Source organism: Methanosaeta sp. UBA458 (assembly GCF_002496085.1).
Classification (GTDB): Archaea; Halobacteriota; Methanosarcinia; order Methanotrichales; family Methanotrichaceae; genus Methanothrix; species Methanothrix soehngenii.
Genome location: NZ_DAIK01000020.1, coordinates 1 through 19641 on the forward strand (window position 1 = coordinate 1; position 19641 = coordinate 19641).

The following is a 19641-nucleotide window of genomic DNA, read 5'->3' on the forward strand; positions in this document are numbered from 1 at the left end:
CCTGTTTCCCTGAGATATCTTTTAGAGAGGAGCTCATGCTATCGAGCTTTGAACCATTATCCTTGAATCCTTCTCTCACGGCGGATATCAGCTCTTTAAGATACTCTGCCGCCTGGTCCAGACGGGCGTCAGTCTCCCCCTCCCCTGCGATTTTAAAAAATTCTTCGTAAGATCCATTTGCCTCAGAAAAATCTGCTTTAATCTCCTCCACGTCGATCAGGGTATTTTTGATTCTGACGGCTTCAAGGAACCTTTCTAAATCAGCTTCATGGCCCTCTGCAACGATCTTCACCCTGCTGTCGGGCAGGTTCATCACATATCCCTTGAGGCCAAAGACGCGGGCAATAGTTGCTATCTTAGATCTGTATCCCGCCATCTGGACCTTTCCAGAGACATAAGCGGTGAGCTTAAGCATTATTTTGACTGTTATCCTTTTTCGTATTTGGACTTTATCGTCGCCTGCTGAAAAGGCCGCTCTCTCGCGTGCGTTTGCCATGTGAGTACGCTCCTGCGCGTCAAGTCCAGCCTATTTCGTTCTCCCCTCCCGATCAAACACCGGTCATATAGAAGGCCGCCCAGTAGAATGGATGCCAGAATCGCGTATCCTCTCGTAGCTCCTTTTGAGCCCTAGCCAGGGCCTGCACTGGCTGTTTGCCTTCCGCCCGCCAGAGCTGATAGAAGCGGATCATGAGCATAGCTGTGCTCTTTTCCGATACTGTCCAGAGTGAGCCTATTGCCCCAGCAAAGCCAGCCCGGATGAAAGCGGAGGGCAGCGATACCACCTCATCCGGAAGCCGGGCACCGGGCACCCCCGTCTCGCAGGCGGAGAGGTTTGCCATCCGGGCCTGATCCAGGTGCAGCTCGAAGAGATCCTTATGGTCAAGACCGCATCTTGATCTTTCGTTGTCTGGATCTCATCATTTTCCAATACAAAGCCACCGATCTCGTGATTATCCCAGTTTGCTTTTCCATGGCAGGAGAAGTAGATCGCCTGGGCTTTCCGCAGCCTCACTGCTCACCGGTGCGCGTAATAGGCCACTATCGGCTCGCCAATTTTATTGACCCGCACAAATCCATATCTCTCGAACTGCACGACCTTCCCCAGCTCCTCGGCAATTCCCGTTTCTCCTATTCCCTCATCCACCCCATCGGGCTTCATCACTATGACCCTCACCCCGTCCAGGGGCGCCCAGTGGATGATCTTGGTCCTCTTTCCCATGTCCTTGCCCAAAAAGCGTGCTCTGGCAGGCTCCAGGCTGGTAATCTCTACATTGCACAGGTCCTTCAGGCGGATGTTATCCCCCGCTCGGAAGCCCTCAAGATCGCTCCTGCAGATGAACAGCCTGTTTCCAGCGGGAATCTCCCGGAATCCCCGATCGTCAGTGGGATGCAGGGGCGCTCGCGCCAGCGGCGGGACATCGCCCTCTATCTCCAGGGCCACCGGCTCCCAGACGAAGAAGCGGCGGTTGGCTTCCGGATCGACCAGCTTCCGGTTCTCGGCATATATCGAGTCCATGCTCAGGCTGATGTCCGTCTCACCAACGCCAAGATCGATCATGAACTTTCGCAAGGCCTCAGGCCGGATTCCCCGGCAGCGCATCGCCCGCACTGTTGGCACCCGTGGGTCGTCCCAGCCCGAATACTCTCCGGCCTCAATCGCCTTCCTCAGCTTGCTGGTGCTGAAAGACCCGAACTGATGGATCTTAACCCTGCCCCAGTGAATGACCCTGGGGTACTCCCATCCGAGGTAAGAGTACAGATACCTCTGCCTGCTTCCGCTATCTGCCAGATCCTTTCCCCGGATGATATGGGTTGTGCCCAGCAGGTGGTCCTCCACCGCCGACTCGAAGTCGAGCAGCGGCCAGACCCGGTACCTGTCCCCCACCAGCGGATGGGGGGCGGTGACAATCCTGAAGGCCGGCCAGTCCCGAATCGCAGGGTCTTTATGGTGCATGTCGGTCTTCACCCGCAGGACCGCCTCACCCTCTTTGAGGGTTCCGTCCAGCATCTTTTTCCAGAGATCCAGGTTCTCCTCGATGCTCTGGCCCCGGTCAATGCACTCTATTCCCTTCTCCTTGTGCTCTTTGAAGGCCGCCTGAGGGCAGCGGCAGACATAAGCCCCACCCCGGCGGATCAGCTCCTCGGCAATTGGATAGTACTGCTCGATCCTCTCGCTGGCGACAATCACCTGATCCGGCTTCGCCGCCAACCATTGGCAGTCCTCTAAATACCAGCCATAGGCCTCGGGCATGGGCCTTTTTTTCACGGGATCGGTATCATCAAAACGGATGATGAACTTGCCACCGTACTTTTTCACATACTCAGAGTTGACGATGATTCCCCGGGCGCTGCCCAATGTGGGCGGGCCGTTGGGATTAGGGGCAAAGCGCATCACCACTCCACCCTCCGCTCCCTCCAGACTGGGCAGTCCTTTGTCAGGCTCCTTTTTCTCTGAGAGCTGCACCAGTAGCTCAGGCGCTATCTCCTCCAGCCTCCTCTTCCATTCCTCGGGGTTGGTCTTCTCCACCCTTGCCAAAACCTCGCCTACCAGGGGCGAGACCTCTTTTGCCCGGCTGCGAAGCTCCGGACGCTCGCCCATGAGCTTGCCCATGACCGCCCCGGCATTGGGGGCAGCATTGTACTTCACCGCGTTCTGCAGCGCATATTTCTCGATGAGATCTCTTATCTCTTCCATTGAATACCTCTCCCAGAAGGGGCAAAGGCAGATCTTTTTCGCTCTACATTAATTTGATGCACAGATTCCCAATACCTCAGCCAGGTGGAGGGCATCACTGATGATTTGCTCATGGTCGAAGGAAAGCCTGGTCAGCTCTTCTGGGGGGAATACCTCAGCAGACCGGGCGTCAGAGCCGGATTGGAGCCGGCCACTGCCCCGGGCGAGAAAGGCCACGGAGACCACATGGCCCCTTGGATCGCGGGCGGGATCGGAGTAGACGCCCACCAGCCCCAGCAGATTGATATCAAGCCCCGTCTCCTCCCTAGCCTCCCTTATCGCTGCCTCTTCGACAGTTTCCCCTATCTCCACAAAGCCGCCAGGCAGGGCATAGCAGCCTTGATAGGGCGGGTTGTTCCTCCTTATCAGCACAATCCCATCCTGGAAGAGTATGACTGCATCTGCAGCCAGCAGGGGGGTTTTAATCTCTCTTTTCATCTCATTCCTCAGGCCGCACTCAATATGCTATTATTATCTATCAGTTACATCCATAACACAACCAAAAGCCTTATCTACGTCGAGAGCCGGGGAGATATACGGCAAAGGTCGATAACATGGATCCCTCCTACCCTACATCCAGTCGGCCTTCGTCCATCTTTTTATCCTTCAGGAAGAGGCTGAAATACAGATAGTGACCTTACTCATCCTCATGCCATCTTACGTATTGAAGCTTGGAGGGAGCCTCATCGAAACCTCCCGGGATCTTATGCGCGTCCTGATCTCCCTCGCGAACGAGGAGGACTACAGCTTCCTGGTGGTGCCTGGGGGAGGGCCGTTTGCCGATCTGATCCGTGAGATTAACGCCAAAAGGGGCTTGGGCGATGAGGCCGCCCATTGGATGGCAGTACTGGCCATGGAACAGTATGCCTTTTTCCTTGCAGATGGAAATGGAGCCAGTCTCAGCTCCGAGGTTCGCATTCCAGAAAAAAGGGAGGTGAATGTCCTTCTCCCCTATCGAGCCCTGACCGAGGATGACTTTTGCCCGGAGCATTCCTGGGACTACACCTCCGACTCCATAGCTTTGCTGGTTGCAGCCAGGCTGGGCCTGCCCCTGATCAAAGCCACAGACGTGGATGGTGTGTTGATCGATGGAACGGTGGCAGAGGAGCTTTTTGCCCGCCAGCTCCTGGGAAGAGAAAGCTGCATCGATCAGGGCACTATTAAGCTTCTATTGGGGGATCTTTCGGGATTGAGAATGTGGGTGCTTAACGGCACCGATCCGATCTCATTTGCAATAGCGTTGAGATGCAGAAAGGGCGGCACGTTTATCAATGGACAGAAGCTTTCCCCATCCTATTGATCAATGGGAAGGTTTATACAGAGAAATAGGTCTACCAGGGAGGAGATAATATGAAGGAAGAAATGCCAGAGAGATGCATATCATGTGGCATTACGCTGACCGGCGTGGGCGGAGCAAGGTTTCCCTGCCCAAGCTGCGGAACCGTGATTGCCAGATGCAATAAATGTAAAAAACAGAGCAATGTCTATACCTGCAAGGCCTGTGGCTTCACAGGACCATGAGGTGAAAGTAATGGGAGACGCAGCAGTAAGAATGAAGGTTATGCCTGAGAGCACAGATGTAGACCTGGAAAAGCTGGCTGAGGACATAAGGAAAGCCGTGCCCAGCTTCGCCAGAATGCATGCCATCGAGCAAAAACCAATTGCATTTGGCCTCAAGGCTCTGATCGTTGTGACCATCATGGATGACAAGGGCGGCCGCAGCCCGGATGAGATCGAGGAAGCGGTGAGAAAACTTCCCGGCGTGGAGTCCGTGGAAGTGGAAGAGGTCGGTCTGATCTAAAACCACCTCTATCGTTTTGGGAGACGATTTAGATCCAGGCAGATCCAGGATCATTGGGCTTGTAGATCAGTGGTAGATCGCCGCCTTCGCAAGGCGGAGGCCACGGGTTCAAATCCCGTCAAGTCCATTCCCATCAAGTCCATTCCTCTCAGGTCAATCCTGAACTGCACGACAAGCCAGTCCAGTAGCAAATTACTTAAATTTTAGTGACCATTGAGTTGCTAATGCCGCTGGCCATTAATAGCACGGAAAAGCCCAGAAAGGATTCCATCCTTGCCAGCCATGGCTCGCGAACGGGAGGCAAATATATGATAGAGCTGGAGCTCATAGCCGCTAAGGAGATACTGGCTGAAGTCTTCGACATAACAATTGCCGAGGCTGAGGATATGATCAAGCAGCGCAGCCAGGAGAGAACCCTCTGGCCGGAGAAGTTTGGAGATAATGATATATCATTGCAGTAAGAGAGTATAGACCAATGGGAACGCTGACTAGATTAATAAAATTGGCAATGAGTGCAGCTCTGGCAAATAAGGTGATCAGAGGGACACTGGCAAGTGGTCTGGCCAGATCCATGAGATGGTTCACGAAGCCCTCAACCAGGGCCAAGGCGGAGTCCTTTGTATCCGGCGCATCGAAAGCAAATCCTGGGGCAAGGTCCAGCCCTCTGCCCACATTATTCGAGGCAATGATCGGCCTGTTGCTATGGAGATATAAAAAAGTCCGCTGGATCGTTGAATTGCTTGCATTCTCCGGCCTGGGCGCGCTTCTTCTGGATATGCTCGGGAAAAAACAGAGCAGCCCTGGTGATCAAGGCAGCGGAAGGAGCAGCCAGAGGGGTCGGGTCATCGATGTGGATGAGTATGACGTGATCGAAGAGGACAGATAGCAGGAAGCAATTAATGGGCCTCTCTGCACCCACCGCCCCCAAAGGCAAAGGCCAGGACTCAATTTTGATCAAAGTGGTAGTTGGCGAAGAGCTGCAGGAGCTTTCCAGGGAGCTTTCCCGCCTGGGCCTTGCCCGAAGCACTAAATTCTACCTGCGAGACGCCAAAAATCTGGAGCAGAGCGATGCCTGCGTTCTAATGGCGGCCAGGTCAGGGGATAATGCCGGCCTTAACTGCAGAAGATACGGTTTTTACCGCTGCCAGGATATGATAGCGGCACAGAACCGGTCAATAGAGTCACAAGAAAGGGTTGTGGCATATGGCATTCCCCTGAAGGCCTCGGGCAAGAATATCTACTTTGGCCGGCAGGCATAAGGCCGCTCTTGGCTGGAAGCTATTTGTTGAATCTGCACAGAAGCCTTTGTGATAGAGGTGCGATCTTGGCAAAGATATTGATAAGAGGCGGGGATCTGGACCTGGTTGAATACGAGTTCCAGCCCTTTGTCCCGGGCCAGTGCATAAAAACCCTGGGATTGGAAAAAGACTACCAGCTCACTCCGGTTTCAGGGAAGATAACGGTAACCGCTCCTGGTCGCATTCATCTGACTGTGCTGGACATGAACCGCTTTGCCCCCAACCGGCCGGGGGGAGGAGGAATGGGCTTTGCCCTGCAGATCTACTGCTCTGCCCAGGTGGAATGCATCCCATCCGGGTTGGAGATCGACTATTCTCGGGAACCTATAATCCGCCATTTTGCAGAGGTATTCAGAAAGACGGTCCGCTATGAGGGTGGATTCAGAATTGTGGTCCGCGACCACCAGAAAAAGCATGTAGGACTCGGCTCCACCGGATCGGTCCTTTTAGCTTTAGGCCATGCCATGAACAGCGCTTTAGGCTCCCCCCTGAATAGAGAACAGATCCGCATGCTCATAGGCAACAACTATGTGGAGGAGACCGAGGACGGCAGGGTTACAAACGGCTTTGAGACCGGCGTGGGTCCAGCGGCAGCAACTTACGGAGGCATGGTAATTACCGGCGACGAGCTGGCCCTGGTCTACCAGCACCGGTTTGCCGAAGGTAAGAACGTCTTCATCACCATCCCCCCCACCATCGTCTCCTCTGCCGGCCGCTCGGAGTTCGATCTGCTCATGAACCGGGCCAGGAACCTCGATTATCAGGACAGGGAGCTAAAAGCCTATCTGATGCTCATGGACCTCATCCCCGCCCTGGAGAAAAGCGACCTGAGAAAGATCGGAGACACCATCTGGGAGATAGAGTTTCGGGGCTCGAAGAGGGCCGAGGTGGAGCATCATGGCTTTGAGATCTATCGCTACATGAGCATTCTGCGAGATGCCGACCTGGAGTTCGTGGGGATGAGCTCGGTCGGCCCTTCCATCGCCATTGTCACCGAACGCAGCCGGGATGAGGTGGCGAAGATTATCGAGCCCGTGGGCCTCAAGATTGCCGTAGAAACCAAAGTGGACAATATAGGCCTGACGATCAGAGTGGACTAAGCAAGACAGAAATAAAACCAGCCTGAAGGAGCGAATCGGATACTCCTTCAGGGGCTAATCCTCTTTCTCTCCTTCATTACCTGTCCGGCCGCCTTCTCCGCCTCAATATCCCGCCGGCATTGGGAACAGATCCGGATCCATTCCAGGCCGCTGGCATCCTCCTGCATCCCTGCAGGAAGGGAAGCCTCGACCTTCATCAACATGGGCAAGGTGGCATATCGTGATCCGCAGACCCTGCAGGCCACCAGTTCAAAGGAGATCTCGGACTCTGGGACAAGCTCATCATAAGCCACCAGAGCCAGTGCCTTGGCCGGACAGAACTCGACGCAAAGATCGCACTCCTCTTTGCACTTTTTCCAGTGAACGGTTCTGGTATCAGCGCTCTGTAGAAGGACGATGTTCTGGTTGGGGCAGACGTTGGAGCAGGACAGGCAGCCCAGACACTTGCCTGGATCAACTTTTATCATGCTCTGCCTCCCCTGGTGATTAACATGGCCGCACGGTTGCGAGCCCTGCGGCTGGCGAGATCGAAATCCAGGCTCAAGGCATTGGCTGGACAGGTCATAACACATGTCGGCATCTCCTGGCCCGAGCACAGATCGCATTTATGAGCGATTTTGTCCGTCCGTACAACCCCAAAGGGACAGGCCAGCTGGCACAGGCCACAGCCAGTGCACTTGTCCACATCAAAAGCCGTTTTATCTCCCTCTTTATGCAGGGCTCCGGTACTGCAGACCATGGTGCAGCAGGCATCCTCACAGTGATGGCAGAAGACCGGTACTGATGCCAGACTACCTACAAAATGAACATTCACATGCCCTTTGCCACCATGCACCCGATCGCAGGCCACCTCGCAGGACCGGCATCCTATACATCTGCTGATATCAACATAAACTGGCATCTAATCCCTCTTCAATAGGTATATAGATCGCTATAAGGCCTCTTTGATCTCGGGATGAGCTTGACGAAACCATCCTTCAGGACCTCTTTCGGAATCAGTTCGAGATCAGGGAATTTTTCAATGAAACCGGACACATACTGGTCTAAAATCCCCCGATCGGCTTCATCAATCGGTGAGATCTCCACCTGATCTCCTACCTGAGAGCGGTTCACTGAGCCCCGCAGATATATGGTCCCGCCATGCATACCTGATCCTATGAAGTTCGCCCTGTGGCCCTGACCTTTGAGATCCAGGAGGATGACTGTCCCTCCAGCCATGTACTCGCCCAGAAAATCCTGAGCCGTCCCGCCTATGACAAGAGCCGGCTTTTTGCCCTCGTACTCTTTCATATGCAGAGCGGTCCTGTAGCCGCAGCCGTCCCGCACATAGATCGTCCCTCCACGCATGGAAAAGCCCAAGACATCTCCCGCTCTACCCTCAATCACAATCTCTCCATCATCCATGGTGTTTCCAACCCCGTCCTGAGCATTGCCATGCACGACCAGCCTATGACCGAAGAGGAAGGCAGCCAGGTCATTTCCAGGAGTACCGAAGATATCGATCTCCATCCGGTGCCTCTCTGGCGAGTACAGTCTGGTGCCAATATATCGCTGGCCGCATACATTTCTGATTATCACTTTTCTCTTCCCAGCCAGCATCAGATCTCGCAGCCGGTCGTTCAAATCTCTGGTCTGGAGCCCGTCGGCATTGATCTCAACCGCTCCCAAAAACAAACCTCCTGAAGCCATGGTACTTGTTGGGATAAGGGAGATCTCATTATCCTGAATCATTCTCCCGCACCCTTTATTCCCAGGACATCCAGCTCCCATTCATATAAGCCCACGCCCCGCAGATGGTCACGGTTTCCGCGCAGGCTCTCCAGGGCATTGATCCCCATTCCCCCCAGCATCTCCTGAATCTCATGAGACCAGGCAGATATGAGGTTAACCAGCCGCTGGGAGGCGATATCCACATTCAGCCGCCCTGCTAGACGCGGGTCCTGGGTACAGATTCCCCAGTTGCATTTGCCGGTGTAGCATTTCTGGCAGAGATTGCAGCCCATGGCAATGAGAGCTGCCGAACCGATATAGGTGGCATCTGCACCCAGGGCTATGGCTTTTATCACATCTGCGCTGCAGCGAATTCCGCCAGCGGCGATGATCGAGCACCTGTTCCTGATGCCATCCTGGCGGAGGCGTCGGTCCAGAGAGGATATGGCCAGCTCAATGGGTATTCCCACATTGTCCCTGATCACCTTGGGAGCAGCTCCGGTGCCCCCCCGCAGGCCATCGATGGCAATGATGTCCGCGCCAGCATGAACGATCCCCGCTGCTATGGCGGCGAAGTTATGCACAGCTGCGATCTTGACCAATACCGGCTTCTCGTAGTTTGTAGCCTCTTTGATGGCGTGGATGAGCATGGACAGATCCTCGATGGAGTAGATATCATGATGCGGCGCCGGGGAGATGGCGTCTGTGCCCACTGGGATCATCCGGGTGGCGGAGACGGAAACAGAGACCTTCTCTCCGGGCAAGTGACCGCCTATTCCAGGTTTAGCCCCCTGGCCTACCTTGATCTCCACCGCAGCGGCGCAGTTGAGGTATTCGGCATCTATGCCGAAACGACCGGAGGCTACCTGTACGATGGCATGCTTGCCGAATTTCTCTCTCATCTCCCTGGGAAGCCCCCCCTCGCCGGTATTGAAGTAGGTCCCCAATTTGCTGGCCGCTGTGGCCAGGGAGAGGAAGGCATTGTAGCTGATTGCTCCGAAGGACATGGCGGAGAAGACGATCGGCATTTCCACCATCAGATTGGGTGAGAGCTGGGTGGCAATCTCCACTTCCTCGTTCTTTACCTTGAAATCCATCAGGTCAGGCTTGGCACCAAGAAAGGTGCGCAGCTCCATCGGCTCCCGCAGAGGATCTATCGAGGGGTTGGTGACCTGAGAGGCATTGAGCACCATGTGGTCCCAGTAGATCCTGAAGGGCTTGTCGTTGCCGCATCCTGTCAGTATCACCCCGCCAGTCTCAGCCTGCTTTTTAACGTCCTCCAGCTTCTCCCGAGACCAGGAGGCGTTCGGGCGGTAGAATGACGGATTTGGCCGGACCACTATGGCATCACGGGGGCAGAAGATGGCGCACCTCTGGCAGCCAACGCACTTGTTGTCGTCTGATATCAATCGATCGCTGACCGGATCGTATGTGTGGGTGCCAAATGCGCACTGCCTCTCGCAACCCCGGCACTGGCCGCATTTTGCCTCGTCTCTGATGATCTGAAACTGGGGAAAGACGAATGATTTCATCTTATACCCTCCTGCTGTTAAGTTCGCATATTACCGGTTCTCCTCCGCTGGGCGTCCAGACGGAGTCTAATTCCGGCGAGATAAGTCTGATCGACGCTTCTTCGCTGGAGAGATAGAACATCTCCCCTCTGGTGGCTGCTGTTATCGGCCGGAGCCGGATTCTGTCCGTCAGGCCAATCAGCCTGCCTGTCTGGCCGATGATGATGGCAAAGGGGCCGTTCATAAGCAGGGGGCCATAGACCATTCTCAGTGTGGTGAAGAGTTTCTTCTCCTTTTCATTCATGGTATCGATGGCATTCCAGATGGGCGGGGCCAGGATCTTGGCCACGATCTCCATCGGTATCCTCTGCCTTCTGAGGAGCAGGTCTGCAGCATAGGCTATGACCTCGGTATCGGTCTGAAGGGTGCAGGCATAGCCGTACATCTCCAGGTACCAGCGATTGGTGCCGTAAGAGGAGATCTCGCCGTTGTGCACCACGCTCGTATCCAGCAGGCTGAAGGGATGGGCTCCCCCCCACCAGGCCTGGGTGTTGGTAGGAAACCGGCCATGAGCCGTCCAGGCATAGGCAGAGTAGAGTTGGTCGAGCATGAAGTACTCACCGATCTCCTCAGGATAGCCCACTCCCTTGAAGCAGCCCATATTCATTCCAGAGGAGAATATGTAGGCGTCCTCTGCTCTGCTGTTGGTCTGCATCACCGTTCTCACCACGTACTCGTCGTCTGACAGGCTGGCGTCCTCTCCCATTTTTTTTGGGGAGGCGAAGTAGCGCCATATCAGGGGGGGATCTCGAAGCTGGGTTTGAGGGCGGTGAGGGATCTCCTCATCATGGACCACATCGAACCTCTGGTTGAGGTATTGCTCGAATTCTGCTTTGGCTGATATCTGGGACTGGAGGGTTTTGCCGTTGAACATGAGATGGAAGGCATAGTAGTCTCGATACTGCGGATATATGCCATAGGCTGCAAAGCCTCCGCCCAGGCCGTTGCCCCGCACATGCATGTTGGCTATGGCCTTCATGACCCCGGCAGCGTTGAAGCGTTCACCATCCCGGTTCATTGCCCCGAAGATGGAGCAAGCGCAGATCTCCTTATTGTAAAGCTCTCTTCTGTTCCTTGGCATAGCAACCAAAAACTCCAGTCATCGACCTTGCTATCTCTTATAGACGATTCCCCGGGGCTTAATCGAGCAGCCAGATTCGTCCCCAGAATGCTCACAGTAGTGGAAGGTAGCGGTTAAGCTCCCACTGGGTGACGTTCATGCGGTAGGCATCCCACTCTGCCCTCTTGTTGGCGATGAAGGCCCGGAAGACGTGCTCGCCTAAAGCCTCCCGGACGAGGGTGCTCTTCTCGGTGATGTGGATGGCATCGTTCAGGCTGCCGGGAAGGGACGTGATTCCTGCTTTCGCCCTCTGTTCATCAGTCATGTGATATATGTCCTGCTCCTGGGGCGAGGGGAGATCGTATTTGTTGGCAATGCCGGCGAGCCCTGCGGCCAGCATGACAGAGAAGGCCAGGTAGGGATTGGCTGCCGGATCCGGGCTGCGATACTCCACCCTCGTGGCCGCCTCTTTTCCGGGCTTGTACATGGGCACTCTGACCAGAGAGGATCTGTTCCTCCTTGCCCAGGCGATGTAGACGGGAGCCTCGTAGCCGGGGACCAGCCTCTTGTAGGAGTTAACCCACTGGTTGGTGACGGCAGTGATCTCGGGAGCGTGCCTGAGAAGGCCGGCGATATAGTATCTGCCCTCATCGGATAGATTGAACTCGTTGCCTGGATCGAACATCACATTCCTCTTGCCCTGGAAGAGAGACTGGTGGACGTGCATTCCGCTGCCGTTCTGGCCGAAGATGGGTTTGGGCATGAAGCTGGCATGATAGCCGTATCTGCGGGCGATCTCCTTGACGGTGATCTTGTAGGTCATCACCGTGTCCGCCATGGAGAGGGCATCCTTGTACCGAAGGTCGATCTCATGCTGAGAGGGAGCGACCTCGTGGTGGCTGTACTCCACATCGATGCCCATGGAGTCCAGGGCGAGAATGGTGTCCCTCCTCAGGTCGGTAGCGTTGTCTGCCGTGGTCAGGTCGAAATATCCGCCGTTATCCAGGACATCGGTGTTGTTCTCTCCCTTGAAGTAGAAGAACTCCAGCTCCGGGCCTACCAGGAAGCTATAGCCGTCATCTTTGATTCGGCTGAGGTTCCTTTTGAGCACATTTCTGGGGTCGCCCTCATACGGGGTGCCATCGGGGTTCTGGATGTCACAGAACATCCTGGCCACGGCGTTCTCCTGCTGCCTCCAGGGGATGAGCTGGAAGGTGGTTGGATCGGGCTTGGCAACCATATCCGACTCGTGAATTCTGGCGAAGCCCTCGATGGATGAGCCATCAAAGCCCATGCCCTCTGAGAATGCTCCATCAAGCTCATTGGGATTGATAGCGAAGCTCTTGGGGATTCCCAGTATATCTGTAAACCAAATTCGGACAAATCTTACATTAAATTCGTCTATTGCCTCAAAGACTTCCTCTTTATTTCTTGTTTGCAGGGCCATTTTTCTTACCTCCAAATAGAAGGTAACGTTGAACGGAATTTATAGATATTTGAGAATAAGGCAGAAAAATTATGAAAATTTATGATCGCATGTTGTTCATTTCTAAGGCGTGCAATTGTATTGAAAAGGAATATGATGGCTATGAATAACTCATAATAAAAAGTGATCGGAAAGAAAATGCTCTGGGATTTAAAAGCGCGGGTGATGGAAAAAAAGAATGGGAAAATGGACTATATGCGCCCGGCCACTTCGCCCTTATTCAAGAATGCTTTAAGCGCTTCCTCAAGGCCGGGAACCTGATTTGAGCTGGCGGGGACGGTGAGGTTTGCCCCTGCGAAATCCTGGCCGATGGGCTGATAGCTCCCGCCCAGGTGCTCTTTTAGGAATGCTTCTGTGATGGCGTAAAAGGAGAGCCTGTTTTCCGGACGGGCAAATCCATGCCCCTCATCTTTATAAAGCACATAGGTCATCAAAGCTAAAAATATACCAGGTGCGGCTGCCGGGATTCGAACCCGGGTTACGAGCTTGGGAAGCTCATGTCATAACCGCTGGACCACAGCCGCTCCTTGTCGCAGATCATACGACGTGCTTCCCTTTCTCAGCTTCCAATATTTAAAGGTTATAGGATTCAGGCCCATTCTGCTTCGACCAGCCCTTTGGGGCAGGAGAGAAACCTATTCCCCTTAACTGGCATATTACTTCCCTGCACACCCCTGCCCGCTCGGAGAAAGAGAAATGATGCCCCCGCCATCGTCGCTTGCTTCCTAACATGTCTCCTGGGTGGTCTTAACAAGGGTCTGGTCTCCAAGCTCTTTTTTGGCCTTAAAGCTCCTTTTTCCTCAGGACTATCCGGTCTGCTGCCCTGATCCTCTCGAATAGGTCCAGACCCTGCACCACCTTTCCGATGTGGTTGACCCTGGAATAGGGCTGGGTCTGGCCGAAGAATATGCATAATGCAGGCCCTGGGGACCAATAGCAGATATCTCCTGCCTCTGAAGAAGCCGATGGATTCTCATCTTTCAATTTCATATCCAGATCGAAGTAGACCTCTTCGCCCCAGAGTATGGCCCTGCCCTCTATCGGCAGAGCCTGCCATATAGCTTCACTGATGATGGGATTTCGCTCATCCAGCTCTGCCAAGGCGCTACCCTTTCCATAGACCTCGATTATGATTGCCTTCATTAAACCCTCACTGTCATGTCCATTTGCTTTGACTTGTCCCCTCTCATCCCATCCTTGCGAATACTTTCGCACTGCACGGCCAAGCTATTCATATCCACTGGCATTACTATGAGTTAGACCGCCCGTGCCTAGATACCCTTCTGATTACTCCCTGCGGGCGGATCCATCCCCTATCAGCTTCTTTTTAATCTTATATGCAGGCGATCGGAGTAGTTTGTTCCCAGCTTCAGCGCCAGGTCCCAGGCCTCACTAGCATTCTGCATTCCCTGGTCGGCCCCATAGGCCATTATCCATACTCTCTCTCGATCGAGAATGGGAATGATGTCTGCTAGCTCCTCCTCATTCCAGCACCAATCGGGCTTTCCGAGGACGAATTTGAGGTGGACATTGCTCTTATTCGCCCAAAAGCCGAGATTAAAGTCCGATCCCTTCTTGGGGCTCACCACTGCGCAGTGAATCTTCTCCAGAATCTCCAGGGGAATGATATTGGTGCCATTGCTCTCGATGTGAATCTCCATCTCCCGGCTGCAAAGCCTGCAGATCAGATCTACCAACTCATTCATCTGCAAGGTTGGCTCACCGCCGGTTATTATCACCCTCTTGCCCTGGCCTTCAATTCTCTTCAGCAGCTCAAGGATGGAGAGATCTAGTGAGGGCTTGAGATCGGTGTCGCATCCCTTGCAATTCAGATTGCATCCCGAGAGCCTGATGAACAGAGCCGGCCTTCCCATAGCCGGGCCCTCACCCTGCAATGAACGGAATATCTCAATCAGCTTCATGCTACCGGATCAATAGTCATTGGTTTTGAACTGATCCATATTTGCGTCTTTCCTATAGCGCTTCCGGGCATATCTCTTATTCTCTTGTGATCCTTTATCTTATAGCCCATATAATCCTTTATCCTGGCCGATGTCGTTGGTGCCTAAAAAAAGAGTTGACTTTGAGCCTCTGCTTCCAGGCCAAGCCAGATCATTTTTCTCCGTTAACGATGACTTTAGAATGCGCCACAATAATCACTAATTCGCGAACACTTCTCGCCATATTTCTCGATACATTTGTTCACATAATACTCATCGTTGTGGCATGCCTCGCAAGTAAAATCCCATGTATGCCAGCAACAGCCCGTTTTGATCCTGCCGCAGCCTTCATCCCAACTCTTATCGCATCCTACAAAACTATCTGGACAGTCATCAATAACAATTGAGACATTACCGAAGGCCTCTGGAATCGCGTCATCCGCTTTGGAGATGATATGCGACCAGTCGGAATTAAATGTGTAATCATCGAGGACTTTCGCTGTGTATGTCAGAGTGCTGTTTGTCTCATCAAACTGGGGCGAGGTCAGCTCCGCCACGACTACATCGCTCTCGTTCTCTCCCTCCCTGAGCATCACCGCTGCATTGGGTGGGTCTATGGCACCAAAGCAAAATCCATCGAGGAATTTATCCATTGGTGCGAACCCAACTACTCGTTCAGGACGGTCTGAGAAGTAAATGGTATATGGCACCACGCCAGTGATGGTTAGCGTGTAGTTTCCTGACTCATCCTTTACAAAGGTGCCACCAGTCCCCTCCTGAATGAAGATGAATGTCGTCCGATTCATTTCCGTCTCATTCAATTCCATCTCATCCAATTCTGTCTCATTCGCGGCCATCTCCGCGCAGGACACAGCACCAATAAAAGCCAAAGAGCATAGTGCTGAGACCAAAATCGCCAATTTCATGTGACGCATTTGTTTACCTCAAAATGTAAATCCCGTCTGGCAACAATATAAACTTAGCCCCCAAAAATTTCAGGCGAAAGATCAGACACCCCAAATTTTTTCTGTTTTTTCATTTCAGTGACGATTTTTTATCCATCCGTCAAAACGATGTTCGACAGAATAATTATCCAATATATGCGTTCTTGGATCCATCTGACCAAAAAACATATAACCCTTTATTGTTAATTATTTAACATTACATTATAGGCTATATGGGGTTTGGGGATTATGATAAAGATCGGGATCGAGGTTAGCCGCAGAAAGTTGCTCTACGACCTCCTGGATAATCCCGGCCGGTACTTCTTTATTCTATCCGAAGGCGGTCGGGCAGCACTATGCATTCAAACCTGCGATTTTCAAGGAGATGACATAAATACGCATATCATTAATGGTTTCGCCTTAAATAAGGACAGCAAGCTATGCCCTATTTTTGATGATGGGATCAACGATTCCATTTTGAATGGCTGCAAATGGGAGAGGCGAACTCCTGACGGAAGGGATTATCCCATATCCTCTAAACTGGAGGATACTCTCTGCCGACTGCCAGACCTGATGTACTGGATTATTTCAAAGGTCCTGACTGGCGGCCGAAATCTGGTCATATATCACCCAAAGATCAATGCATAATGGTTCGCCAAGGTTAATTCAAGATTCAACCGATTAAAATATATGCTCCGGAGCCAAGGGTGCTTGCAGGAAGATGAAGATCAAATGGCTGCAAAAGGTAAAATGCACCTCATTCCTCTCCGGATAAGTTGGAATGCTGCAGTGCAGTGTTCTGTTATAATCTGCCTCCTGGCGGCAATCCAATCGCCCTTGATAGGCTGTGCAGGGGCATCTCAAGAGGATCTGCTGGACCGAATTGCCGCTTCACCCGACCCGACTTCTCCTATTGTCAATTCTTCGCTTAATGGATATTCTTCGTCGCATCCCATATTATTCTATTCACCCATCGCCAGCAGGACTCAGGTGCTCAGCAAGGGCTTTTCTGGCACATCCCTGCATCACTCTATCCAGTCAGCGCATGAGATCTCAGGATCATCGGAGTATACAGTCTCGGAGAGAAGCTATCAGGAGGGAGATTCGACACGTATCAGCTCCAATTCCATTGGTATGAGGATCGACGAGACTGTAACCGAAGGCAAGGTCAGCATTGGTGCGTTTCAGGCTGATCTCTCCTCTCAGGATGGCACGGATTTGGAGAGCAGCAGAAAAACGAGCAATCCCTGGAGAGACCCGGCCCTGATGATGGAAGAGGAATACATCGGCACATTTCACATATCAAGGAATATGACCATAAAGAGCAATTATATAATTCAGGGAGAAAACTACAGCTGGCTGGGTTATGACAGCGTTTATTTGAGATTCATTCCATCAAAGCCAGTGTCATTCAGCGCAGATGAGATATTCAAATGCCTCAAATGCAGCTGAAATTGAGCAGATCCGAATTCCGCAGATCAAAAGAAGATGAGAATCGAGTATCGTTATCGATCTCGATCCCAATTAAAAAATTTCGATGCAGCCTGAATGGCCTCACATGCTCAGGCTTATAGGCACTAAAACCTGATCGATCAGATAGACGACGCCATTGCTGTACCTCTCGGATCCCGATACCCTGGCCATGCTCACATAGCCTGTGGCGGAATCTACTGCCAGAGATTCTCCCTGCAGGGTTTTGGCGGAGCCGGATTCGGTCATATTGATGAGATCCTTTGCCTCAACCATATGATAGCCAAGCAGGTCTATCATTCCCATATCCTGCTTTTTGATCGAATCGACAGTGGACTTGGCGGCATCAAATGCCTCATCACTGGGAGCGAAGATGGTAAACGGCCCTTCTCCCAGGGTGGTGATTCCCATAAGCCCCTGGCCATTCAGCCTATCCTCCAGCCCTTCAGCGACAATGGCAGAGGCAAAATCCTTTGCACCCAGATTCTCTGCTGCCTTGGCCGCGCCAGCCATCGAGCTCTTTTCAGGCATGAGCACCTTGTCGATTACATAGATGACACCGTTATCGTATTGAATGCTCTCTGTTACATTGGCCCCATTCACCATCAGACCATCGGTGCTGTTGATGCTGAGGTTCTCACCCTGCAGAGTCCTTGCGCTATCAATATCGGAGATATTCACAAAGGAACCGCTGTTCCAGACCGCATGATAGGAGAGAACCCGCTCAAGCTCCGTCTGATTCTCAATGAGGATGTTCATGTCCATGTCGTCAATTGCGGAAAAAGCATCATCGCTGGGGGCGAAGATCACAAAAGATCCGGAATCGAAGAGGAGGACACCCTGATTGTCCAGAGTACTGGCAAAACCCGTGCTTTCAGCCAATTCTGAGAACTCAGTCAGGCCCAATTCCCCGGCAGCATCCAGGACTCCATGGGCAGTTGTATTATTTTGTGCCAGGCATGAACCCATGCAAAGCCATCCCGTAATGAACAACAGACTCAGGAATATCAAATTTTTCCTTGTCATATCATAACCTCCACTCATTTCGCTGGATAGTTTATCAACTGGATAAAAGATAAACCTTCTGCATAAGCCGAAATATTCAATACTGATAGAACGGCTATGCGAGGATGTGTCGCCCGAGAGAGTCATCTTTGCCTTGTTGCTGGTCATGCTCCTGCTTCCATTTACCGCTGCCGGACATGTGCCTCTCATAGGAGGAGGAAATGAGGATATATCCTCTGCCCTGCATATCTCTAATCCGGCTAAATCCTGGGCGGTTTATGCCGTTTTAGAGAACGAAACCGTTCATTATTTCAGCTTTGATGTCAGAGAAGGAGAGAGAATCTATATGGGGCTGCTCAAATCCACAGACCCGGCAGACGAGGGCTTTCTGCCAGACCTTCTCTTGATAGGGCCGGGTATCGGGGTTCAGAGCAGCTCATCCGCCCAGCAGCCTGAGGGCAACACCTCCCTCGAGGGCGCCGTTCTTCTTGAGAATTCTGCTATTCCCAAGAACATAATCCTTCCTGAAAGCCTTAAGGATCTGGGTGCTCTTGCAGCCGATGGAAGGGAAGGAATAGCGACCTATGAGCCCTTTGGTCCAAGCAGCTTCATCGGGCTGGCAGAGATCAACCTCTCTGCCCCTCAATCGGGCCGGTATTATGCCGCGATCTATGAGAACACCAGGAACGGCTCGAATGAAGGGGCATCATTAAGAGCAGCAGAAGCAGATGAGAAAGGAGGCCACTATTGTTTAGTGGTAGGATATCGCGAGGAGTTCAGCTTCACCGACAGGATGATCGCTCCGATCCAGATCGCATCGGTTTACATCTGGGAGGGGCAGAGCGTCATTATGATCTTCATTCCCTATCTGGTGGCTTTAATCGCTGGAGGGCTCATATACTGGAGAGGAAGTCGTCGCAGCTTGTTCAGCCTGACGGGGACTTTAGCAGGCTTTCTGTTTCTCGGCACCAGCTCTCTGGTCATAACTCAAATGATCTACAGCCTCAGCCGCGCTCCTTATGGTCCGGAGGTCTATATCACCATGGCCATAATCCTGTTCCATGCTCTCTTGGGAGTGGCATCTATCCGCCTGGCCAGGGGGGAGGCAGGAATTCTGCAGAGATCTCTTCTGGCAGTGATCGGGACTATAGCTCTCCTGGGAGGATCGGGCGTGATACTGGGACCAATGCTGGCCGTATCTGCCAGCTTTCTTCCCACCATTAAGAGATCAGTTCCTGGCGATCTCCTCCAGAAAGCTAGCTGATGTATAATTTTCGGGCTCTGCGCTGAATTGTGTGGGTGAGGTCAGGCAGAGAATATGGCCTCTGTTCCTCTGTGTTTAGGTCAGAGCACCGCGGTTCACCACAGAGGCGAAAAGATACAGAGAATATACGATTAGAGTTCACCCATGATAAATAGCGAGGAGCAAATTTTCGCTATGAAGCTATAATGTTCGCGAAAGAGGTGATTTCCCTTTTCTCAGTTCCAACTCTCCAAAAGAAAGCCTCCTCAGGGATTCAAC

The 19641-nt window shown here is 52.6% G+C and carries 24 protein-coding genes, 2 tRNA genes and 1 pseudogene; 11 read left to right on the forward strand and 16 right to left on the reverse strand.

Translation table 11 applies throughout. The features are described 5' to 3' along the window. From BP822_RS01200 to BP822_RS01215, 4 genes and pseudogenes are all read right to left on the reverse strand, one after another. Positions 1-415: acylphosphatase (locus tag BP822_RS01200; RefSeq protein ID WP_286877549.1), on the reverse strand; the 415-nt coding region annotated here is incomplete at its 3' end. Between the two features lie 133 nt (positions 416-548). Further along, positions 549-875 (reverse strand): annotated as a pseudogene (locus tag BP822_RS01205) (CHAT domain-containing protein); the annotation flags it as partial. A gap of 140 nt (positions 876-1015) precedes the next feature. Further along, positions 1016-2695, reverse strand: a complete 1680-nt coding sequence (locus tag BP822_RS01210) for a glutamate--tRNA ligase (RefSeq protein WP_273278776.1) — start codon at positions 2693-2695, stop codon at positions 1016-1018. Between the two features lie 48 nt (positions 2696-2743). Next, positions 2744-3172: an NUDIX domain-containing protein gene (locus tag BP822_RS01215; RefSeq protein WP_013718111.1), complete on the reverse strand. Its 429-nt coding sequence runs from the start codon at positions 3170-3172 to the stop codon at positions 2744-2746. Between the two features lie 211 nt (positions 3173-3383). Between BP822_RS01215 and BP822_RS01220 the strand changes: the two genes are divergently transcribed. The 8 genes from BP822_RS01220 (at position 3384) to BP822_RS01250 (ending at position 6933) form a co-directional block, all read left to right on the forward strand. Continuing rightward, positions 3384-4034 (forward strand): hypothetical protein, encoded by a 651-nt coding sequence (locus BP822_RS01220; protein ID WP_048131590.1) that lies wholly within the window; start codon positions 3384-3386, stop codon positions 4032-4034. A gap of 62 nt (positions 4035-4096) precedes the next feature. Beyond that, positions 4097-4255 carry an HVO_2753 family zinc finger protein gene (locus BP822_RS12845; protein WP_394339420.1) on the forward strand — a complete coding sequence of 53 codons (159 nt, stop codon included), beginning with the start codon at positions 4097-4099 and terminating at the stop codon, positions 4253-4255. A 10-nt stretch (positions 4256-4265) separates the two neighbouring features. After that, positions 4266-4535: an elongation factor 1-beta gene (locus BP822_RS01225; RefSeq protein ID WP_013718108.1), complete on the forward strand. Its 270-nt coding sequence runs from the start codon at positions 4266-4268 to the stop codon at positions 4533-4535. Positions 4536-4590: 55 nt separating this feature from the next. After that, positions 4591-4662, forward strand: a tRNA-Ala gene (locus BP822_RS01230). A gap of 97 nt (positions 4663-4759) precedes the next feature. Then, complete coding sequence (locus tag BP822_RS01235) at positions 4760-4996, forward strand: hypothetical protein (RefSeq protein ID WP_273271034.1); 237 nt, start codon at positions 4760-4762, stop codon at positions 4994-4996. Positions 4997-5037: 41 nt separating this feature from the next. Beyond that, the gene (locus BP822_RS01240) at positions 5038-5421 is read left to right on the forward strand and encodes a hypothetical protein (RefSeq protein WP_273466457.1); all 384 of its coding nucleotides are present in this window, start codon (positions 5038-5040) and stop codon (positions 5419-5421) included. A gap of 13 nt (positions 5422-5434) precedes the next feature. Continuing rightward, the gene (locus BP822_RS01245; protein ID WP_273270718.1) at positions 5435-5794 is read left to right on the forward strand and encodes a hypothetical protein; all 360 of its coding nucleotides are present in this window, start codon (positions 5435-5437) and stop codon (positions 5792-5794) included. Between the two features lie 65 nt (positions 5795-5859). After that, positions 5860-6933, forward strand: a complete 1074-nt coding sequence (locus tag BP822_RS01250; protein WP_273270717.1) for a GHMP kinase — start codon at positions 5860-5862, stop codon at positions 6931-6933. 47 nt (positions 6934-6980) lie between these two features. On the opposite strand, the gene BP822_RS01255 is transcribed toward BP822_RS01250, so the two are convergent. The 11 genes from BP822_RS01255 to BP822_RS01305 all read right to left on the reverse strand — a co-directional run bounded on the left by BP822_RS01255 (position 6981) and on the right by BP822_RS01305 (position 15536). Then, the gene (locus BP822_RS01255) at positions 6981-7400 is read right to left on the reverse strand and encodes a 4Fe-4S dicluster domain-containing protein (protein WP_013718103.1); all 420 of its coding nucleotides are present in this window, start codon (positions 7398-7400) and stop codon (positions 6981-6983) included. Continuing rightward, positions 7397-7834: a 4Fe-4S binding protein gene (locus BP822_RS01260; protein WP_013718102.1), complete on the reverse strand. Its 438-nt coding sequence runs from the start codon at positions 7832-7834 to the stop codon at positions 7397-7399. Before BP822_RS01260 ends, BP822_RS01255 begins: the two co-directional genes overlap by 4 nt. Positions 7835-7845: 11 nt before the next feature. Further along, on the reverse strand, positions 7846-8601 hold the full coding sequence (locus BP822_RS01265; RefSeq protein ID WP_276619850.1) for a hypothetical protein: 756 nt from the start codon (positions 8599-8601) through the stop codon (positions 7846-7848). A 59-nt stretch (positions 8602-8660) separates the two neighbouring features. After that, positions 8661-10175, reverse strand: a complete 1515-nt coding sequence (locus BP822_RS01270) for a glutamate synthase-related protein (protein ID WP_273270713.1) — start codon at positions 10173-10175, stop codon at positions 8661-8663. Position 10176: 1 nt separating this feature from the next. Beyond that, positions 10177-11295 carry a class II glutamine amidotransferase gene (locus BP822_RS01275; RefSeq protein ID WP_013718099.1) on the reverse strand — a complete coding sequence of 373 codons (1119 nt, stop codon included), beginning with the start codon at positions 11293-11295 and terminating at the stop codon, positions 10177-10179. A gap of 91 nt (positions 11296-11386) precedes the next feature. Next, positions 11387-12721 (reverse strand): glutamine synthetase family protein, encoded by a 1335-nt coding sequence (locus BP822_RS01280; protein ID WP_013718098.1) that lies wholly within the window; start codon positions 12719-12721, stop codon positions 11387-11389. A gap of 230 nt (positions 12722-12951) precedes the next feature. Beyond that, positions 12952-13191 carry a hypothetical protein gene (locus tag BP822_RS01285; protein ID WP_276619852.1) on the reverse strand — a complete coding sequence of 80 codons (240 nt, stop codon included), beginning with the start codon at positions 13189-13191 and terminating at the stop codon, positions 12952-12954. 21 nt (positions 13192-13212) lie between these two features. Then, a tRNA-Gly gene (locus BP822_RS01290) sits at positions 13213-13284 on the reverse strand. Between the two features lie 259 nt (positions 13285-13543). Then, positions 13544-13903 carry a cyclophilin-like fold protein gene (locus tag BP822_RS01295; protein ID WP_276619854.1) on the reverse strand — a complete coding sequence of 120 codons (360 nt, stop codon included), beginning with the start codon at positions 13901-13903 and terminating at the stop codon, positions 13544-13546. Between the two features lie 173 nt (positions 13904-14076). Next, on the reverse strand, positions 14077-14682 hold the full coding sequence (locus tag BP822_RS01300) for a 7-carboxy-7-deazaguanine synthase QueE (protein WP_286877550.1): 606 nt from the start codon (positions 14680-14682) through the stop codon (positions 14077-14079). Between the two features lie 215 nt (positions 14683-14897). Then, positions 14898-15536, reverse strand: coding sequence for a hypothetical protein (locus BP822_RS01305; protein ID WP_286877551.1), 639 nt, complete (start codon positions 15534-15536; stop codon positions 14898-14900). 357 nt (positions 15537-15893) lie between these two features. Here BP822_RS01305 and BP822_RS01310 point away from each other — a divergent pair, with 357 nt between their 5' ends. Together BP822_RS01310 and BP822_RS01315 are read left to right on the forward strand one after the other, a co-directional pair. Beyond that, on the forward strand, positions 15894-16292 hold the full coding sequence (locus BP822_RS01310) for a hypothetical protein (protein ID WP_048131584.1): 399 nt from the start codon (positions 15894-15896) through the stop codon (positions 16290-16292). A 342-nt stretch (positions 16293-16634) separates the two neighbouring features. Next, a complete protein-coding gene (locus BP822_RS01315; RefSeq protein ID WP_286877552.1) occupies positions 16635-17096 on the forward strand; it encodes a hypothetical protein in 462 nt (153 codons plus the stop codon). 102 nt (positions 17097-17198) lie between these two features. Here BP822_RS01315 and BP822_RS01320 read toward each other — a convergent pair whose 3' ends face one another. Next, positions 17199-18140, reverse strand: coding sequence for a fasciclin domain-containing protein (locus BP822_RS01320; RefSeq protein ID WP_013718091.1), 942 nt, complete (start codon positions 18138-18140; stop codon positions 17199-17201). 106 nt (positions 18141-18246) lie between these two features. Between BP822_RS01320 and BP822_RS01325 the strand changes: the two genes are divergently transcribed. After that, the gene (locus BP822_RS01325) at positions 18247-19383 is read left to right on the forward strand and encodes a hypothetical protein (RefSeq protein ID WP_286877553.1); all 1137 of its coding nucleotides are present in this window, start codon (positions 18247-18249) and stop codon (positions 19381-19383) included. The last annotated feature ends 258 nt before the right edge of the window (positions 19384-19641 follow it).

Bases quoted from the DNA above. Each gene is read 5' to 3' on its own strand.
- BP822_RS01210 (WP_273278776.1), bottom strand. From the start codon at position 2,695: ATGGAAGAGATAAGAGATCTCATCGAGAAATATGCGCTGCAGAACGCG.
- BP822_RS01215 (WP_013718111.1), bottom strand. From the start codon at position 3,172: ATGAAAAGAGAGATTAAAACCCCCCTGCTGGCTGCAGATGCAGTCATA.
- BP822_RS01220 (WP_048131590.1), top strand. From the start codon at position 3,384: ATGCCATCTTACGTATTGAAGCTTGGAGGGAGCCTCATCGAAACCTCC.
- BP822_RS12845 (WP_394339420.1), top strand. From the start codon at position 4,097: ATGCCAGAGAGATGCATATCATGTGGCATTACGCTGACCGGCGTGGGC.
- BP822_RS01225 (WP_013718108.1), top strand. From the start codon at position 4,266: ATGGGAGACGCAGCAGTAAGAATGAAGGTTATGCCTGAGAGCACAGAT.
- BP822_RS01235 (WP_273271034.1), top strand. From the start codon at position 4,760: ATGCCGCTGGCCATTAATAGCACGGAAAAGCCCAGAAAGGATTCCATC.
- BP822_RS01245 (WP_273270718.1), top strand. From the start codon at position 5,435: ATGGGCCTCTCTGCACCCACCGCCCCCAAAGGCAAAGGCCAGGACTCA.
- BP822_RS01255 (WP_013718103.1), bottom strand. From the start codon at position 7,400: ATGATAAAAGTTGATCCAGGCAAGTGTCTGGGCTGCCTGTCCTGCTCC.
- BP822_RS01260 (WP_013718102.1), bottom strand. From the start codon at position 7,834: ATGCCAGTTTATGTTGATATCAGCAGATGTATAGGATGCCGGTCCTGC.
- BP822_RS01270 (WP_273270713.1), bottom strand. From the start codon at position 10,175: ATGAAATCATTCGTCTTTCCCCAGTTTCAGATCATCAGAGACGAGGCA.
- BP822_RS01275 (WP_013718099.1), bottom strand. From the start codon at position 11,295: ATGCCAAGGAACAGAAGAGAGCTTTACAATAAGGAGATCTGCGCTTGC.
- BP822_RS01280 (WP_013718098.1), bottom strand. From the start codon at position 12,721: ATGGCCCTGCAAACAAGAAATAAAGAGGAAGTCTTTGAGGCAATAGAC.
- BP822_RS01285 (WP_276619852.1), bottom strand. From the start codon at position 13,191: ATGACCTATGTGCTTTATAAAGATGAGGGGCATGGATTTGCCCGTCCG.
- BP822_RS01295 (WP_276619854.1), bottom strand. From the start codon at position 13,903: ATGAAGGCAATCATAATCGAGGTCTATGGAAAGGGTAGCGCCTTGGCA.
- BP822_RS01300 (WP_286877550.1), bottom strand. From the start codon at position 14,682: ATGAAGCTGATTGAGATATTCCGTTCATTGCAGGGTGAGGGCCCGGCT.
- BP822_RS01310 (WP_048131584.1), top strand. From the start codon at position 15,894: ATGATAAAGATCGGGATCGAGGTTAGCCGCAGAAAGTTGCTCTACGAC.
- BP822_RS01320 (WP_013718091.1), bottom strand. From the start codon at position 18,140: ATGACAAGGAAAAATTTGATATTCCTGAGTCTGTTGTTCATTACGGGA.